Origin of the sequence: Streptomyces sp. NPDC006365 (genome assembly GCF_042870755.1) — a bacterium.
Lineage (GTDB): Bacteria > Actinomycetota > Actinomycetes > Streptomycetales > Streptomycetaceae > Streptomyces > Streptomyces xiangluensis.
Genome location: NZ_JBIAHS010000003.1, coordinates 743,620 through 760,860, shown reverse-complemented (window position 1 = coordinate 760,860; position 17,241 = coordinate 743,620). Strand labels below are relative to the sequence as shown.

Genomic DNA, 17,241 nt, shown 5'->3' with positions numbered 1-17,241 from the left:
GGGTCACTCCTCTTGTCGTCGGTGAGCCGCGACCACCAGTTGGCCGAGGGCCAATCCGCCGTCGTTCGGGGGGACTTCGCCGTGCCGGAGCACCGCGAAGCCGTCCCGGGCCAGCAGCCGCGCGCACTCCTCCTCCAGCAGGGCGTTGGCGAAGACGCCACCGCTCAGGGCGACGACGGCCAGGCCGGTGTCCCGGCGCGCACGCCGGCAGATCTCCGCGACGGCCCGTGCGACACCGCGGTGGAAGCGCGCGGCCAGCACGGCGGGCGGGGCGCCCCGGCGCAGGTCGGCGACCAGTGCGCGCAGCACAGGCGCGGGGTTCCACGCACCTGCGGTGATGCCGAAGGCGTACGCCGAGCTGTCGGCGCCCCAGGCCGAAGCGGCCGCTGCCTCCAACTCCAGGGCGGCCTGGGCCTCGTATCCCGCGCGGTGGCACACGCCCGCGAGGGACGACACGGCGTCGAAGAGCCGTCCCATGCTGGAGGTCGCCACACAGGCCAGCCCGCGCGTCAACTGTCTTTCCAACATCCCGAGTTCCTCGGGTGCGCAGGCGGTCACGCTGGGCAGGTCCGCATCCCACGGCAGGCCGGCGGCCCACAGCCGGGCCAGCGCCAGCCGGCACGGGTTGACCACACCCGCGTCTCCGCCGGGCAGCGGGGCGGGGACCAGGTGGGCGAAGCGCCGGTGGCCCGCGTAGTCGGCGAGCAGGATCTCACCGCCCCAGACGGTGCCGTCGTCGCCGTAGCCCGTGCCGTCGAACGCGACGCCGATCACGGGCGCCGTGCCGTCGAGGCCGTGTTCGGCCATCGCCGAGGCGATGTGTGCGTGGTGGTGCTGGACGAACACGGGCCTGTCCCCGGCCAGTCGAGCGGCCCACCGCGCGGAGTGGTAGCCCGGGTGCCGGTCCGCGGCGACGAGTTCAGGGCTGACGCCGGTCAGACACCGTATCCGCGACTCCGTCCGCCGGGCCGCCTCCAGGGTGGTCAGATCGCCCATGTCGCCGATGTGCGGACCGAACCACGCCTGGTCGCCCTCGCCGACACACAACGCGTTCTTCAGGTCGCCGCCCACCGCGAGCGCGGGCCGCACCGCCACCGGTAGGCGCAGCGGGCGGGGTACGTATCCGCGGGAGCGGCGCAGCACCTGCTCGGTGCCGTCGGGGCGCACCCGCAGCAGGGAGTCGTCGCAGGGAGAGGCGATGACCCGGTCATGGGCGAGCCAGGCGTCGGCCATCCCGGCCAGCCGGATCAGTGCTTCGTCGTCATCCGTGACGATCGGTTCTCCCGAGCGGTTGCCGCTCGTCATCACGAGCACCCGTGGGCCCGGCGGATCGCCGGGCAGCCCGAAGAGCAGCGTGTGCAGCGGGGTGTACGGCAGCATGACGCCGAGGTGCGGGCTGCCGGGACAGACCCCGGGCGCGAGAACCTCCTGCCCCGCGCGCCGGCGCAGCAGGACGATGGGACGCCGAGGGCCGGCGAGCGTCGCCGTCTCGGCCGCGGAGACGACGGCGATCCGCCGTACGGCGTCGAGGTCCGCGCACATGACCGCGAACGGTTTGCCACCGCGCGCCTTGCGGGTGCGCAGCGTCGCGACGGCCCGTGCGTCGGTGGCGTCGCACGCCAGGTGGTAGCCGCCCAGGCCCTTGACGGCGACGATCCGTCCGGCGGCCAGCAGCGCCCGCGCCGCCGCGAGGGCGTCGGCGTCCCGCGCCGGCCGGACACCGCTGCCGGGCGCGGGCACCAGACGCAGCCGGGGACCGCAGTCGGGGCAGGCCACGGGCTGGGCGTGGAAGCGGCGGTCGCCGGGGTCGCCGTACTCCCGGGCGCAGGCGGGACACATCGGGAAGTCGGTCATGGTCGTGACCGCCCGGTCGTACGGCATCCCGGTGGCGATGGTGAAGCGGGGCCCGCAGTGGGTGCAGGTGACGAACGGGTGCCGGTGGCGGCGGTCGGCCGGATCGGCCAGCTCCCGTAGGCAGTCCGCGCAGGTCCCGGTGTCCGGCGGGAGGAGGGTGCGGCCCGGGGTCCGGTCTGTGGAACGGATCGTGAAGGAGTCGTCGGCACCGGTGACGGGCAGGTCCTCGACCCCGACGCCGGTGACGGCGGCCAACGGCGGGGGCGACGTCACCAGTCGGTCGCAGAAGAGGGCGACACCGTCCGGCGGGCCCTCCACCTCGATGAGCACGCCGTTCGCCGTGTTGCTCACGAACCCGGCCAGCGCCAGGTCGGTGGCCAGGCGGTGGACGAACGGGCGGAAACCCACCCCCTGCACCGTTCCGCGCACGGTGACGCGCCGGCGCACCGCCTGGGTGGCGGGAGCCGTCACGAGACGCGGCCGGCCGAGAGGCCGGACCCGGCGTCCTCATGGCTGTGAGGGTGGGGCGCCAGGGGAGGCCGATGGACGGGCGCCCCGTCCCGCGTGGTGAGCACCCGTTCCAGGACGGTGTCGACGCCGTCGCCGTTGCGGGCGCAGGAGCGTACGACCTCCACTCCCGGGTTGACCCGTTGCACGTGGGCGGCGAAGGCGGACTCGTCGAAACCGGCGGCCTCGGCCAGATCGGTCTTGGTCAGCACCACCAGATGAGCGGAGCCGAAGGCCGTGGGGTACTTCAGCGGCTTGTCCTCGCCCTCCGTCACCGCCATGAGTACGATCCGCAGGTTTTCTCCGAGGTCGTAGGACGCTGGGCAGACGAGGTTGCCCACGTTCTCCACGAACAGCAGCGAGGTGTCCGTGGGGAGCCAGCTCTCCACGTGTCCGCGCAGCTGCCGGGCCTCCAGATGGCACAGCCCGTCGGTCAGCAGCTGTTTCACCGGCGCCCCCGAACGGGCGAGCCGGTGGGCGTCGTTCTCGGTCGCCAGGTCCGCGGTCAGCGCGGCCACTGGGACTCGCCGTTCCACCGCCCGGGCCAGCACCCGCCCGAGCAGCTCCGTCTTGCCGCTGCCCGGGCTCGACAGCAGGTTGACCACGCTCACTCCGCGCCGGGCCAGTTGGTCGCGCAGGCTCGCGGCCAGACCGTCGTTCTTCGCCAGGACGGCCTGGGTGACGTCGTCCACGGACTCGCACATGGGCTGCTCCTCGCGAGGGGATACGGGTGGGGCGGACCGCTGTCGATCCTCGGCGCCCTCGGCCACCAGGCGGGGGAGACGGGCCGCGGACGGGTCCGCGGATTCCTCCGGGCGGCTCAACGGGGCATCGCCGCCGGGGTCAACGGGGGCGTCGCGGCCGGATCGGCGAGCAGCACCGGGACCATCGTGTGCAGCGCCGCGACGGCCTGCTCGACGGCTTCGCGCACCGTCGCGCTGACGCCCGGGGCGATGTCCTCGTCGCCGCGTGGCCGCACCTCCGGTTCGCAGGCGAGGACGAGGACGCGGGGGAGCGGCTCGTCGCCCAGGTGGGTGGCCAGGGTCAGGACCTTCGCGGGATCCATGCCGTGGGCCTCGGGCGGGGCGCCGCCCGTGGAACGGTCGGGGAGCTCCGGTTCGATCAGCGAAAGGGTTCCGGGCCGGTGCCCCCGTACGGCCGCGTCGACCAGGACGGCCGTGTCGTAGCCGCCGAGCAGTTCGTAAGCGAGGTCCATGCCGCGGATGCCGAAGTCCCGCACCCGCACCTCGGGCGGCAGCGGGCGCCGGTCCAGGGCGCGGATCACCTCGGGGCCGAAGGCGTCGTCCGCGAGGAAGATGTTGCCGACGCCCGCCACCAGCAGGCGCGCGGTCATCGCGCGCCTCCCGTGGCCGGCGGCATGGCGGAGCCGTGCGGCAGCTTCCGGACGAATGCCGCACGCAGGGCGTGGTACGCGGCGTGCGGATCGAAGAAGACGCCGTGCATGCGAGCGAGTTCGGTCCGCCGGTATTCGGCGAGCGGCCGCCGCTCCTCGTCCGCCTGACGTGCCGCGGCCTTCGCGGCGATCCGCCGCGCGAGGTCCGGGGCGGCGGCGAGGGCTGCCGCCATGCGCTCGACCTCGGCGGTGAAACCCTGCGGCGGGACCGGCACCAGACGGTCCACCAGTCCGATCCGTGCGGCGGCCGTGGCGCTCACGGGCAACGCCTCGCTCGTCAGCCGCTCGGCCGTCTCGGTTCCGACGCGGCGCGGCAGCGTGTACGTCCAGTACTCCGACCCGTACAGGCCCATGCGCCGGTAGTGCGGGTTGAGGACGGCGCCCTGGCGGCACCACACCTCGTCGGCGGCCAGGGCGAGCATGACGCCGCCGGCCGCCGCATTCCCGCCGAGCGCCGCCACCACGAGGCGGTCGGTGGTCTGCAGCACCGCCTCGACCAGGTCGTTCATGGCGTTGACGTTGGCCCAGGACTCGGCCGCGGGGTCGGCCGACGCCTCGATGACGCTCAGGTGAATGCCGTTGGAGAAGAAGTCGCGGGTTCCGCCGAGCACCAGCACCGACGTGGGGCGGGCGAGGGCGTACCGGTAGGCGTCGAGCAGTCGGCGGCAGTGGTCGGTGCTCATCGCACCGCCGGGGAAGGAGAAGTCCAGAATCCCGATCTCTCCGTGCTGCCGGTACCGGATGTCGGTGAAGGTGCGCCGGTCCGGGGGCAGTTCGAGCGGGACGGTGTCCACCCGCAGCCGGCGCGGGCGGTCGTCGGAGCTCGGCGTCCCCCGATCAGCGCCGGGCGGAGCCGGGAGGGACGCGAGGACGGAGGCCGCCGGGCGGCGGAACGGTGCCGGGTCACCGGAGCTCTTGCGGGGGCGCAGTTCCGGAATCCACACCGCGCCGTCCCGGGTGGCCCGGCAGACCGCCCCGGCCCGCGTCGCCAGCAGCTCGCCGGGGCTGCCGCGGAGCCGGTCCTCGGTGTGTCCGCCGTGCAGGAACATCTCCCGGCCGAGCAGTTCGTCCAGGACTCCCGGCTGCGAGTCGGCCCCGCGGAGCTTGCGCAGCACCGTCTCCGTGCTGTCGTTCTCCCAGTCGATCCTTCGCTGCTCCTGGCGAAAGAAGTCGCGCCACACCACCGGGATCCCGGGATCGCTCTGCGGCTGAGGTTTGAAAGATCCGTCGGCGTACCGCCGGACGGCCAGCAGGACGGCGGCCGAGGCGGCGTCGGAGACCTCGCCCCGGTACAGGTCGCTCTTGCCGACCGGCGACACCGGGAAGGACGCGGAGGCCCAGACATCGCCCGCGTCCATCCCCGCCTCGGCTTGGAGAACCGTCACACACCAGTGGGGCGCCTCCTTGGCGATCGCCCAGTCCAGGGATGACGGGCCACGGTCGCCGGGCGGCCCCGGGTGCACGATGAGGCAGGTGTGCTCTCGCCATACGTCCTCGGGCAGAGCCGTCTTCAGCATGGGAGCAACGATCAGCTCCGGGCGCGCCTCGCGTACGGCGGCCAGGACCGCTCCGGTGCCGTGCGAGGCCAGAACGACGCCCACTCGATGCCCTTGGTCCGACAGTTCCGCGTACACACGCTGGGACAGGCTGTTGAACGTGCTGGCCACGAGCAAGATGTCCATGACGTGGCATGCTCGCCGGTCCCGGGAAGGTCGAGAAGGACCACGGCGGCGTTTCGCCGACCTCCGGCGGGCCCTTCCTCCATCCGGGCCCGGTACGCCGCCGGAACCGGCCGTCAGCGCAGTCGTCCAGCGACCAGTACCGCCAGGGACCCGCTCGGACCGCGGGACGGTGCCGCAACCGAGTGGCGAGCTGCTCTCGCGCGGGACGCCGTCGTCGCCGAGATCGCCGCCTCCCGCCTCACCGAGCGCGCGCCACCCGCGCCGACCCCGTACGAGCCGTCAGGAGCGGGACAATGCTGGGAGGAAGCGGGGGTACGGCGCAAACCAGGCCTTTGGTCCGAGTGAGCCCAGCGAAACGTACCTGACGGGTGAAAGGCCAGGTCAGTGCCTCCTTCGTGCGCTCAGAAGAAGCCCAGCTTCTTCGGGGAGTACGACACCAGCAGGTTCTTCGTCTGCTGGTGGTACATCATGCATAGCGTCGTGACCTGGGAAAACGAAGGCTGGGCTCACTATGAGTGGGGTGTTGGCCCGTGTGTGGTCCGGATCTCGGTCTTGATTGAGTTGGTGGGCGGAACCTGGAAAGAGGTTCTGCACCCCGGAGGGCTCAGGGGGGTGAGCGGGGGCCGCTCGCGGTTGCAGGGAGCCCGAATGGCGGCGTGGCGTTCGCCGCGGGGATGATGCGAGGGATCCGACCGCCGTTCTTGGTCGTGCGGACTGGCGGGTGCCGTCGACGTGTGGCGGCGACCGCCGATCACACTTGCCCGGTGCCCGGCAAGGGCGCCACAGGCTCCGGCGGCGGTGTCAAGATGTATCGGGCATTCCAGGTCCGTGCCGGGGACGGATCACCGTCGTCGACGGCCCGCCGGGATGTCGCGGTGATCACCTCGGCCATGACCGCGAGCCGATGGTGGAGGCGAACACGACCGTCGTCGCTCTACGTGATCAAGGCGTCGGGCCGCCGCCCGGCCCGTGCCGCCTCAGCGGCACGGGAGCCTTGTGCGTGGCGGACGTCTGCATCGTCACCCGGCTGGCGGGCCCTCGGAGAGTGTCAGTGCACCTTTGGGGCGGCTCGCAGCATCTGCTGGAAGAGTGCCGCAACCTGGGCTGTCAGCTCGGTAGCGTTGGAGCCGCGTGCGGCCGACATCGACTCCATGGGGCCGTCGATGGCGAGCATGGCCAACCCGGCTCCCAGCGACCAGACCATGGTGACCAGCGGAGCCGGATCTCCCGGCGGGGCGGTTCCCTCGCGCTGGGCGGCCAGCACCGTGTCGGTGGCCAGCTGTATGCCCTCCTGCGTCAACGCCTCGGCCATGGGGTCCTTGGTCGACTGGGACAGCTCCGGCCGGTACATCAGCCGGGCATACCCGGTGTGCACGCGGGCGAAGTGCACGTACGCCTCAATCATCGCTCCCAGCGCCTCGACCGGCGTACCGGCATGGTCGTGGGCCGCGCGCAACTCGGTGACCAGGAGATCGAAGCCCCGGGCGGTGATGGCGTGGAGCAGCGCCGCACGGTCGGGGAAGTGGTGGTAAGGCGCCCCCGGACTCACCCCGGCCTCCCGCGCGACCCGCCGGAGACTGACCGCGCCGATGCCCTCAGCCTCGATCAGTTGGAGGCAGGCGGTCATCAGCTCCTCGCGCAGGGCGCCGTGGTGGTAGGTGGACATGGTTTCGCTGGAAGGCACCTCTTGAGTCTAGTGCCCGCCTATCTATACGATGCTTACATTCTAAACGCTGATTAGATTGGTGAGCGTGCTCATGAAAGTTCTGGTCACCGGGGCCACCGGATACCTCGCCGGACACTGTGTCGCCGAACTGCTGACCCACGGCTATTCCGTACGCGGTACGGTGCGCGATCTGCGCACAGCGGACATCGCCCATCTGAGTGCGCTCGCCGCGCAGACGGACGGCGAGCTGGACTTCGTCGAGGCTGACCTGACCGACGACTCAGGCTGGAGCGAGGCGGTCGAGGGGTGTGTGTACGTCTGGCATGTGGCGTCGCCGTTTCCCACCAGCGTCCCAAAGGACGAGGACGAGGTGATCCGCCCCGCGGTCGAAGGCACTCTGCGTGTGCTGCGGGCCGCCCGGTCCAGTGGCTCTGTTCGCCGCGTGGTGCTGACCTCTTCGGGGGCCGCCGTGCACCACGGGCATGACGACGACCGCATCTTCACCGAGAACGACTGGACAGACCTGAGCAAGGCAGGCCCGTATGCGAAGAGCAAAACACTGGCCGAGAAGGCGGCGTGGGACTTCGCCCGCGAGTCCGGACTGGAACTGGTCGTACTCAACCCGAGCACCGTACTCGGACCGATATTGAACGCCGATGTCAACACCTCGGTGGAACTGATCCGGCGGATCATGCAGGGCACGCTGCCGTTCCTTCCGAGGATCAGCTGGGACATCGTGGACGTCCGTGACCTGGCCCGCCTGCACCGGCTCGCCATGGAGACGCCTTCGGCGGCAGGCAATCGGTACATCGCCGCCGGGCAGTTCATGTGGGCCCACGAGATGGCGTCCGTGCTGGCCGATCACTACAGGCCGCGTGGCTACCGGATCGGGACGGGCACGATGCCGTACTGGTTGATGTGGGTAGTCTCCCGCTTCGATCCGAGCAGCCGTCTGGCACTCACCTTCTGGGGGCGTATGGATCGCAGCAGCGCTGCCAAGGCGGAGAAGGAATTGGGGTGGACCTCCCGGCCACCGTCCGAGGCTGTCCTCGACACCGCCGCCAGCATGATCGAGCTGGGCGTGGTCCCCCGGCGCTGACCTCGACCGGCTCATCAACACCAACCACTAAGCCCGCGTAGCAAGACTCCGCATGACGGCGCCGGGCCCACCGCCGCTCCGCGAACGCGGGCCCGGCGCCGTCGCGGTGATTGTCCTGACGCATGGCGGATCAACGCGCTCTCGATGGACAGGCTTTCCTCGCCCCACCTGGCCCCCGGCGTGGACCGCACTGACTGGGGACAACCTTGCCGCTGTCTGGCGTGCTGATGACTGCCGACGAGGCGACCGCGCGCCACCGCTTTGGTGCAAGAGGGAACGGAGGGCCGTTCCGTTGTGGACATCGCACGCGACTTCATCGCTGCCGCCAACTGGTCAACCGACCGACCGCTGCCTTCGGATCGCGATCTACTGCTGGAGTACCGAGGTCCGCCACGACTCGGTCAAGGGTGGGGGCCGTCAGGCTCGGCCCGCCGGTGCCAGGTGCTGCCGAAGGGAGAGGGCGGGAGTTCGGATCAGTTGCCCAGCGCGGTGGCACTTCCGACGTCACTGACACGGTGGCCGCTGCCATCGCCGACGTCCGTGTCAGCGGAGATGACGCGGTGCGTCGCTACTCGGAGGCTTTCGACCGCTGGTCACCGGGTTCCTTCCGGCTCTCCGAGGACGAGGTCCGCGGCATCGTCTCCTCGGTTCCCGAGACCGTGCTGGACGACATCAGGTTCGCGCAGGCCCAAGTGCGCCGGTTCGCCCGCGTCCAGCGTGAGTCGCTGCACGAGTTCGAGATCGAGACGCTCCCCGGTGTCTTCCTGGGGCAGCGCAACATCCCGGTGCAGGCCTCGGGCGCCCATGTCCCGGGTGGTCGCTACCCGCTCACGGCCTCGGCGCACATGACCGTGCTGACCGCCAAGGAGGCCGGTGTGGAACGAGTGGCCGCGACCACTCCACCCAGTGCCGGACTGCCTCCAACGTGTGTCGCCTACGGTGACAAGGTCATCGGAACCAACCACGCCGACCCTCGGTTCCGCTCGCCACACCGGCGGGCTGTGGGTGGGCAAGTTCCTGAAAACGGTCACCTACCAGGAGGTCCGCAACCCCGACAGCAGCGCGCTGCTCGGCGAGGCATGCGGTCGCCTGTCCCGGCTGGAACGCTTCGAGGGACATGCTCGCTCCGGTGATGTACGCGCGGCGAAGTACGGTGCGGCCCCGCTGGGTCGGGCCCCGCGATCCGGCCGGAACCAGGGTCCGTCCTCACACACGTTTCAGCCCGACCGCATCACGGCGGACATCGAGGGTCTGGACGCGTGGGACGCGGTGAGCAAGGCGCCGTGGACGGCTGAGGAAGCCGCCCGGGTGGCATAGCGAGCGGTGTCCAAAGGCCATGCGTCACGCTCCTGGTGGATCAGGAGAGAGACCGCGCCGTGCACGCTGGCACACAGCAGTCTGGCGGTTTCGGTCCTGCTCTCCACCGGTACCCCGGCATCGAGACAGGCTGTGACCTTGTCCCGGAAGTAGCGGAAGCATGCGTCTTCGTTCTGGCGACTGGCTTCGGTGGCCTCGCCATCCATCACCAGTCGGTACTGGGATGGATGACGAAGCCCGAATGCGATGTAGGCGACGCAGGTTTCGTAGAGCGCCGTTACGGGATCCGGGATCTTTTGGGACACCGCTTCCAGCTCGATGAACAGTGAACTCCACACACGCAGGCACGTGGCATGGACGAGTTCCCTCTTCGAGGCGAAGTGGAGGTAGACGGCTGGCGGGGTGACGCCCGCACGTGTCGCTACCGCGCGAATCGTGAGAGCGTCGGCGTCGCCGTCCTCGAGCAGCTGATCGGCGATGTCGAGAAGCTGGTCGCGGAGCAGGCCGCCCTGGCCCTTGGCAGCGCGAACTCGGGAGCCGGGCATGGATAGGAACCTTCGGGAGGGAGCGGCATCAGGATGTCTTCGGTTTGACGGCAGTGACCACCTGAGTCACCCGGGCGCACAGTTCGCCTTGGGTGTCATGCACGTTGATCTCGACGACGGTGTTGCGCCCCACCCGCAGGGGACGAGCGGTCGCGACGACGTCCGTGTGTGCCGGCCGGAGGAAGTGCGTGGTCGACTCCACGGTGGCCGGTGCGGCGCCGGCCGGGCCGTTGAGGGCGGCACACACGGCAGCGCTCACATCGGCGAGTCCCATCAACGCTCCTCCATGGAGGCCACCGCCCACCGTGGAAAGAGAGAGATCGTGCGCCAGTGTGGCTCGGACGCCGGCCGCCGTGATCTCGTCGAACACGACTCCGAGCGTCTTGGCGTAGGGCGCGAGGGCGTAGACGTCTTCGGCTGCGAGTGTGGGCACGGGCGACTCCCCATCTGAGTTAGTGGCGATAAGTTATCGACGTTATCTCACTTCGTCAATACGGAACTTCCGGCCGGTCGGTCAGTTGTTCCCCAGCGGCTGGGGCGGCGCGTCCTGGTCGACGTGAGGCCGCGGAGCGCGGCACGCCCTGGACCGAAGGGTGGTGAACGACTACCGCGCAGTCCCCTTGCGGGCGGTGGGGGCCGCGTCGCCAGGCGTTGTGCCGACGCGGCCCAGCGACCGGTCGGCGGTGCACAGGACCAGGAACAAGGTGGCCACGCCGATGAGCAGCCAGGCCATGGCATGCAGTCCGGAACTGGTGGCGCCGTCGCGGAAGAACACCGCGCTCGCCGCCGCCGCGAACAGTGCGCCGATGTACATGAACGTGCGCAGCAGTCCCGCGGACGAGCCCATGCGGGCCGGGTCGGCCTGCGCGTACAGGGCGTTCTGGTTGGCCAGCCCGATCAACCCGTGCGGGATGCCGACGACCGCGCTGAGCACGACGAGCAGCCAGACCGGACTGTCGGCACGCAGGAGCAGCAACGCCGCGCAGCCGAGGCACTGGAAGACCGCGCCGACGACGACTTTGCCCCGCACTCGGCTACGGCGTCCCGTCAGCGCGGTGACTCCGATGGCCGTCACCGACAGCGGCACCAGAAGCAGACCGGCCTGCGACGCGCTCAGTCCCCGGCCCTCCTGGAGCCACTGGCTGTAGCCGTAGAAGAAGGCGTACGACGTGGTGTAGGCGAGGCACTGTCGGGTGAACGTGGCGAGCAGCGGTACGTTTCCGCCGAGGACTCGAAGGTCTATGAACGGCTGGTCGGTGCCGAGTTCGCGGCGGACGAACACCGAGCCCGCAGCCAGGCCGAGCGCCGGCAGATACCAGTGTGTGACCGCCGGGTTCATCAGGAAGAACATGAACGCGGTCAGTGATCCGGCGAACCACAGCATGCCCGGCACATCGATCCGTGTCGTCCTGCCCGAAGGCGTCGCACGGGGCAGCCACAGTGCGCCCAGGACAAGACACAGGAGCGACAGCGGCACGTTGATGCCGAAGATCAGGTGCCAGCCACCCGCGCCGATCAGCAGGCCGCCGAGAGCCGGGCCGACGACCGCGATGACCTGATTGGAAGTCGACAGCGCGGCGAGGACGCCACTCGGGTTCTTCCGGCCGGTGCGCTCGGACTCGGAGCGCAGCAGCGACATCGACGCCGGAAAGGCCGCAGAGGTTCCGAGTCCGAGGAGGACCCGGGAGGCGACCAGCACCCACAAGTTCGGTGCGAGGGCGCCGAGCAGTCCGGCGAGGCCCGCCAGCGCGGTGCCCAGCAGATAGAGCCTACGTGGACCGAACGCGTCAACGAGTCGGCCGATCACCGGCTGACCGACGGCCGTCGCGAGGTAGAGGCCGGAGACCAGCCATGCCGTCTGCGAGGGTGGCACGTCGAAGGCACGGCCGATGGGGATCAGCGCGACCGCGAGCATCGAGGAGTTGATGGGGTTGAGAATCGAGCCCAGGATCATCGGTACGATCAGGCGACGGTCGAAACCGCCCTTCTCGGCCCGACGCGGCCTGCGCGCGGCTATTCGCGTCACGCTTGCGCGACCTTGTCGAGCAGTGCCATGGCGGTGATGACCGCCCGCACCTCGTCCTCGGTGCCGTGCTCTTGCAGGGCCCGGGCGAGCCACTCCTGACGGGCGAGGCGCTCGCCCCTGCGCCGTTCGTGGCCCCGGTCGGTGAGCGAGACAAGCTGCCGCCGCCCGTCATCGGGGTCCGGGCTGCGCAGGACGAGCCCGGCCGCTTCCAGGGCGATGACGGTCTTTGCCATGGACTGAGGCCGAACGCCTTCGGCAGCGGCGAGATCACTGGCGGAGGCGGGGCCGTTCCTGGCGAGGCGGCGCAGGACGGAACTCTGCGGCGGGGACGGTTCCCTGTCGCCGTCTCGGCCCACCGGTTCCTCGGCCGCCTCCAGGGCTCGCAGCTTGCGGCGGAGGCGACCGAACACCACCCAGATGTCGCCGGCTGCTTGAACGGCGGCCTCGGTCAAGGGCTCTTCGTCCGCTGGCATCATGCTCTCATGGTAGATAGGCAGCCCAGGCTGTACAACTTCGGCTGTCTATCTGGCGCCTTCAAGGGGCCGGTCTGTCGGCGGTACTGTCGAGGAGACTGTGGAAGGCCTCGCACATGCTGGCCGCGGCGTTGGCCGCGGTGTCGGCGAGCGCCGCGTACTTCCAGAATCCGTGCGGCAGGGTCGGCTCCTCGAAGAACAGCACCCTCACACCCTTGGCACGCAGCCGCTCCAGGAAGAGGCGGGCGTCATCGCGAACCGGCTGCGACCGGCCTCGTAAAGAGCCCACTGCGCAGAGGTGCGGAGGACCGGCAGGTCACACCAGGTGAGTCCGGTACAGCTCTCGCACCGTCCCGGTGATGCCCTTCCGGCCCTCCGCACAGACCGCCGCACGTTCAACGGCGTTCAGCCAGACGTACAGGCCCTATGCCTCGCGTGTTCCCTGGTACATCTCGTCGATGAGGTGCTTGTACTCGCGTTCGACCACCGGCCGCTTCAGTTTCAGGCTCGGGGTGATCTCGCCATGGTCCACATCGAGGTCGCGGGGCAGCAGCCGGAACTTCTTGATGGTCTGCCAGCGCTGTATGCCCTCATTGAGCTGCCGCACGTACCCGTCGACCATCTCGACCGTGGCGGGCGCGGCGACGATGTCCGGGTACGGCCTGCCCGCCATGCCGTTCTCCGCCGCCCAGGCCGTGATGGCGGCCTCGTCGAGGGCGATGAGCGCGGTGCAGAAGTTCCGGTCGGCACCGTGCACCAGGATGTTGGAGACGTAGGGGCAGATCGCCTTGAACTGGCCCTCGACCTCGGCCGGCGCGATGTACTTGCCGCCGGAGGTCTTGATGAGGTCCTTCTTGCGGTCGGTGATGCGGAGGTAGCCGTCGGCGGACAGCTCGCCGATGTCGCCGGTGTGGAACCAGCCGTCCTTCTCCAGGACCTCGGCGGTCTTCTCGGGCAGGTTGTGGTAGCCCTGCATGATGCCGGGTCCGCGCAAGATGATCTCGCCGTCGTCGGCGATCCGGACCTCCATGCCGGGCAGCGGCTTGCCGACCGTGCCGGTGCGGTAGGCCTGGTGGGGGTTGACGAAGGCGGCGGCGGAGGACTCGGTGAGGCCGTAGCCCTCCAGCACGTGGATACCGGCGCCGGAAAGGAAGTAGCCGATCTCCGGGGCGAGGGCGGCCGAACCGGAGACGCAGATGCGCAGCTGCCCTCCGAACGCCTCGCGGATCTTGGCGAAGACCAGCGCGTCCGCGGCCTTGTGCTTGACGGACAGGGCGAACGGGACGGATGCCGTGCCGGAGCGGCGGAGACTGTCCTGCCTGGTCTTGGCGTACTCGCGGGCCACCTGGGCCGCCCTCAGGAAGATCTTGTACTTCGAGGCGCCGGAGGCCCGTGCCTTGGCGGCGACGCCGTTGTAGACCCTCTCGAAGATGCGGGGCACGGCCGCCATGAAGGTCGGCCGGACCACCGGAAGGTTCTCGGTGATCTTGTCGGCGCGACCGTCGACGGCGACGACATGGCCGATCTCGATATGGGTGGAGGTCATCGCCTTGCCGAAGACGTGCGAGAGCGGTAGCCACATGTACTCGACGTCGGTGGCGCGGAGCAGGCCTGTGGCGGCGGTGGCCTTGGCCATATAGGACCAGTTGTCGTGCGGGAGCCGGACGCCCTTGGGCCGTCCGGTGGTGCCGGAGGTGTAGATGAGGGTGGCGAGGTGGTCCTTGGTGATGGCGGAGACCCGCTCCTTGATCAGTTCCGGGTCCTTCCTCAGGCGGGCCTTGCCCCGGGCCTCCAGTTCGGCGAGGCTGAGTACCCACTCCTCGCTGGATCCGGTGGCGGCCGGGTCGATGACCACGACATAGGCGAGTTCGGGCAGTGCGGCGCGTTGCTCGACCGCCTTGGCCACCTGCTCGGCGTTCTCCGCGATGAGGACCCGGCTCCCGGAGTCCGACAGGATGTACGCCGACTCATCGGTGTTGGTCTGCGGGTAGACGGTGGTGGTCGCCGCGCCCGCGCACATGATGCCGAGGTCGGCGAGGATCCACTCGATCCGGGTCGAGGACGCCAGCGCCACCCGTTCCTCGGGCCGCACCCCCAACTCGATCAGACCGGCCGCGATGTTGTACACCCGGTCGGCGGCCTGGGCCCAGCTGAGCGACTTCCAGTCGGCCGGGCCATCGACGGAGGCTGGTGGTACCGGATAGCGGTAGGCCTCGGCGCCCGGTGTGGCCGCCACGCGCTCAAGGAAGAGTCCCGCGACGGATGGCGGACGATTCCCAATCGGTGTCTGTGTGTCGTGCACGACATCCTCCGGATATCGGTAGGGGCCGCGGTCGGTGTGGTGAGACCGCGGTAGGCATCGGCTGTGGTGCAGAGGTGCAGAGGTGCAGAGGTGCATGGGGGCTGTGTGCATTGGCGCACAGTGCATGTGTTGACCACGGGTCAGCGGTCCCAGGCGGTATGTGAGTCGTTACGGCCGAGGTCCGCGCGGGAGTCGGATGGTGACGGTGGTTCCGACTCCCACCTCCGAGTACACGGCCACCTGTCCGTTGTGGGCGTGGACGATGGCCTCCACGATGGCCAGGCCGAGACCGGAACCGCCGTAGGCACGGCTCCGGCTGGCCTCGGCGCGCCAGAACCGCTCGAAGACGCGGGGCAGGTCCTCGGGCGAGATCCCAGGACCGTTGTCGATGACACTCAGCTCTACGGTGTCACGGCTGAGGGTGACCTCGACGCGCACGGAGGTCTGAGCCGGGGTGTGCTGGACGGCGTTGCCGACGAGATTGCGCAGGACCTGTTGCAGACGAGCGGCATCCCCGATGACGGGCGCGGGTAGTGCGGGTGCCATGGCGATGTCGCGTCGGGGGTAGATGATCTGGGCGTCCTCGATGACGCTGGCGGCCAAGGCGGTGAGGTCCACGTCGTCCTGCTCGACGGGTCGGCCGGCGTCGAGGCGGGCGAGCAGCGCGAGATCCTCCACGAGCAGGCGCATCCGCCCCACTTCGTTCTCGATGTGCTCCAGCGCGGTCTCCAGGCCCTGACCGTGCAGGCCGCCTTGGCGGTGCAGGTCGAGCCATCCGGAGATGGTGGACAGGGGGGTGCGCAGTTCGTGGGAAGTGTCGGCAGCCAGCGAGCGCACGGTCGCCTCCGCGCGGGCCTGGGCGTCGAACGCCCGGTTGACCGCCTTGGCCAGCAGGTCGGCTTCGCTGCCGTTGCGATGGGTGGGCAGCCGCTCGGTCAGGGAGCCCGCGGCGATGGCGTCGGCGCTGCGGGCCATGCGGGCGAGTGGGCGCATGCCAAGGCGCAGAACGATGACGGACAGCCCCAGGAGCACCAGCAACGCGCCACCGATCAAGGCCAGTTGCCGTCTGATGAGCGCGTCGGTGGTGGCGTCGTCGACGGACGTGTCGATGGTGAGGATGACGGTTGCCGGTGTCACGGTGCCCTCGGCGGGACCGCGGTCGATGACCAGGCCGGGACTGGGGATGCGAACGGCGCCGAGGTCGCCGCCCTCCAAGGTGACGACGCTTCCCGTCGGTGCTGTCATGCTGACCGCGGCCACCTCGTCGGCGGCCCTGGACGCGGAACCGGTGCTCAGCAGGACCTCGTTGTCCTCGTTGACGGCCACCGTGCCCAGGGGCGAGCCGAGAAGGGCGCCGAGTTGGTCGGCGTTGGCGGTCTGCGGTCCCTGGTTGATGACCCGCGTCAAACGCTCGGCATTGGCTTTGAGGGTGTCCTGGTTGCGCTTGTCCAGGAAGTCCTCCAGGAGAAGGGCACTGATGACGGCGCTGGCGACCAGTCCGACGACCAGGAGAACGGCCAGCCCGGCGAGCAGGCGCAGGCGGACGCTGGAGAAGGCCCAGGGAAGACGGCCGCGGAGTGTCACGTGTCGTCCTGCTCTCGGAGGGTGTAGCCGACGCCGCGGACGGTGCGCAGCAGCGGCGTACGGCCATGGTCGATCTTGCGTCGGAGGTTGGAGATGAAGCGCTCGACGACAACGGAGTCCCCGCCGAAGCTGTACTGCCACACGGCCTCGAGGATCTGGGCGCGGGAGAGGACCTGCCCCTGGTGACTCAACAGATAGTGCAGCAGGCGGTATTCGGTGGGGGAGAGTTCGATGAGTTGACCGGCTCGGCGGACTTCGTGGCGCGGGTCGTCGAGTGTGAGGTCGCCGCAGCGCAAGGGTGTCTCCTCGGTGGAGGGGAGCCCGTTGCGGGCGCGGCGCAACAGTGCCTGTAGGCGGGCGCCGACTTCGACGACGCTGAAGGGTTTGGTGACGTAGTCGTCGCCGCCCAGGCGCAGTCCGCGTACCCGGTCTTCGACGGCGTCGCGGGCGGTGAGGAACAGGACGGGTACGTCGATGGCGCGGGTGCGCAGGAGTTGGAGGATCTCGAAGCCGTCGGCGCCGGGGAGCATCACGTCGAGGACGATGACGTCGGGGGGACGGCGGGCGACCTGGTCGAGGGCTTCGGTCAGGTCGCCCGCCGCGTCGACTTCGAAGCCGGCGAATTGCAGTGCTGAGATCAGCAGGCGTCTGATTCCGGGGTCGTCGTCGATGACGAGGACGCGGTCGGCGGTACCGGGGGTGGTGACGGCGTTCATGTGTGCTCCTGGTAGCGGTGGTGGCCGTCTGGTGCGTGCCGTTGTGCCGCTGGTGG

General features: G+C 70.0%; 16 protein-coding genes. 3 read left to right on the top strand and 13 right to left on the bottom strand.

The genetic code is table 11. The features are described from left to right. Nucleotides 1–3: 3 nt before the first annotated feature. The 5 genes from hypF to ACFYO0_RS12685 all read right to left on the bottom strand — a co-directional run bounded on the left by hypF (nt 4) and on the right by ACFYO0_RS12685 (nt 7,141). A complete protein-coding gene (gene hypF / locus ACFYO0_RS12705) occupies nt 4–2,325 on the bottom strand; it encodes a carbamoyltransferase HypF (protein ID WP_388674068.1) in 2,322 nt (773 codons plus the stop codon). Continuing rightward, nucleotides 2,322–3,065: a hydrogenase nickel incorporation protein HypB gene (gene hypB, locus ACFYO0_RS12700; RefSeq protein ID WP_388674066.1), complete on the bottom strand. Its 744-nt coding sequence runs from the start codon at nt 3,063–3,065 to the stop codon at nt 2,322–2,324. The genes hypF and hypB overlap by 4 nt, the downstream gene beginning before the upstream one ends. A 116-nt stretch (nt 3,066–3,181) precedes the next feature. Beyond that, complete coding sequence (locus ACFYO0_RS12695) at nt 3,182–3,715, bottom strand: hydrogenase maturation protease (RefSeq protein ID WP_388674064.1); 534 nt, start codon at nt 3,713–3,715, stop codon at nt 3,182–3,184. Next, entirely contained in the window at nt 3,712–5,457 is a 1,746-nt protein-coding gene (locus tag ACFYO0_RS12690) for an enoyl-CoA hydratase-related protein (RefSeq protein WP_388674062.1), read from the bottom strand. Before ACFYO0_RS12690 ends, ACFYO0_RS12695 begins: the two co-directional genes overlap by 4 nt. Before the next feature lie 1,048 nt (nt 5,458–6,505). After that, on the bottom strand, nt 6,506–7,141 hold the full coding sequence (locus ACFYO0_RS12685; RefSeq protein WP_388674060.1) for a TetR/AcrR family transcriptional regulator: 636 nt from the start codon (nt 7,139–7,141) through the stop codon (nt 6,506–6,508). Between the two features lie 73 nt (nt 7,142–7,214). Here ACFYO0_RS12685 and ACFYO0_RS12680 point away from each other — a divergent pair, with 73 nt between their 5' ends. The 3 genes from ACFYO0_RS12680 to ACFYO0_RS12670 all read left to right on the top strand — a co-directional run bounded on the left by ACFYO0_RS12680 (nt 7,215) and on the right by ACFYO0_RS12670 (nt 9,539). Next, on the top strand, nt 7,215–8,222 hold the full coding sequence (locus tag ACFYO0_RS12680; RefSeq protein ID WP_388674268.1) for an SDR family oxidoreductase: 1,008 nt from the start codon (nt 7,215–7,217) through the stop codon (nt 8,220–8,222). A gap of 515 nt (nt 8,223–8,737) precedes the next feature. Next, nucleotides 8,738–9,355 carry a histidinol dehydrogenase gene (locus ACFYO0_RS12675; RefSeq protein WP_388674058.1) on the top strand — a complete coding sequence of 206 codons (618 nt, stop codon included), beginning with the start codon at nt 8,738–8,740 and terminating at the stop codon, nt 9,353–9,355. Then, nucleotides 9,240–9,539: a hypothetical protein gene (locus tag ACFYO0_RS12670; RefSeq protein ID WP_388674266.1), complete on the top strand. Its 300-nt coding sequence runs from the start codon at nt 9,240–9,242 to the stop codon at nt 9,537–9,539. Before ACFYO0_RS12675 ends, ACFYO0_RS12670 begins: the two co-directional genes overlap by 116 nt. Here ACFYO0_RS12670 and ACFYO0_RS12665 read toward each other — a convergent pair. The 8 genes from ACFYO0_RS12665 to ACFYO0_RS12630 form a co-directional block, all read right to left on the bottom strand. Continuing rightward, nucleotides 9,440–10,084 carry a TetR/AcrR family transcriptional regulator gene (locus ACFYO0_RS12665; protein WP_388674056.1) on the bottom strand — a complete coding sequence of 215 codons (645 nt, stop codon included), beginning with the start codon at nt 10,082–10,084 and terminating at the stop codon, nt 9,440–9,442. The genes ACFYO0_RS12670 and ACFYO0_RS12665 overlap by 100 nt on opposite strands. A gap of 28 nt (nt 10,085–10,112) precedes the next feature. After that, the gene (locus tag ACFYO0_RS12660) at nt 10,113–10,517 is read right to left on the bottom strand and encodes a PaaI family thioesterase (protein ID WP_388674054.1); all 405 of its coding nucleotides are present in this window, start codon (nt 10,515–10,517) and stop codon (nt 10,113–10,115) included. A gap of 171 nt (nt 10,518–10,688) precedes the next feature. Further along, entirely contained in the window at nt 10,689–12,038 is a 1,350-nt protein-coding gene (locus ACFYO0_RS12655) for an MFS transporter (protein ID WP_388674264.1), read from the bottom strand. Nucleotides 12,039–12,106: 68 nt separating this feature from the next. Continuing rightward, on the bottom strand, nt 12,107–12,586 hold the full coding sequence (locus ACFYO0_RS12650) for a MarR family winged helix-turn-helix transcriptional regulator (RefSeq protein ID WP_388674052.1): 480 nt from the start codon (nt 12,584–12,586) through the stop codon (nt 12,107–12,109). 58 nt (nt 12,587–12,644) lie between these two features. Continuing rightward, complete coding sequence (locus tag ACFYO0_RS12645; protein ID WP_388674050.1) at nt 12,645–12,872, bottom strand: hypothetical protein; 228 nt, start codon at nt 12,870–12,872, stop codon at nt 12,645–12,647. Nucleotides 12,873–13,007: 135 nt separating this feature from the next. After that, nucleotides 13,008–14,885 (bottom strand): AMP-dependent synthetase/ligase, encoded by a 1,878-nt coding sequence (locus tag ACFYO0_RS12640; protein WP_388674048.1) that lies wholly within the window; start codon nt 14,883–14,885, stop codon nt 13,008–13,010. 168 nt (nt 14,886–15,053) lie between these two features. After that, nucleotides 15,054–16,469, bottom strand: a complete 1,416-nt coding sequence (locus ACFYO0_RS12635) for an ATP-binding protein (RefSeq protein ID WP_388674046.1) — start codon at nt 16,467–16,469, stop codon at nt 15,054–15,056. Next, a complete protein-coding gene (locus ACFYO0_RS12630; protein ID WP_388674044.1) occupies nt 16,466–17,185 on the bottom strand; it encodes a response regulator transcription factor in 720 nt (239 codons plus the stop codon). The genes ACFYO0_RS12635 and ACFYO0_RS12630 overlap by 4 nt, the downstream gene beginning before the upstream one ends. Nucleotides 17,186–17,241 lie beyond the last annotated feature (56 nt).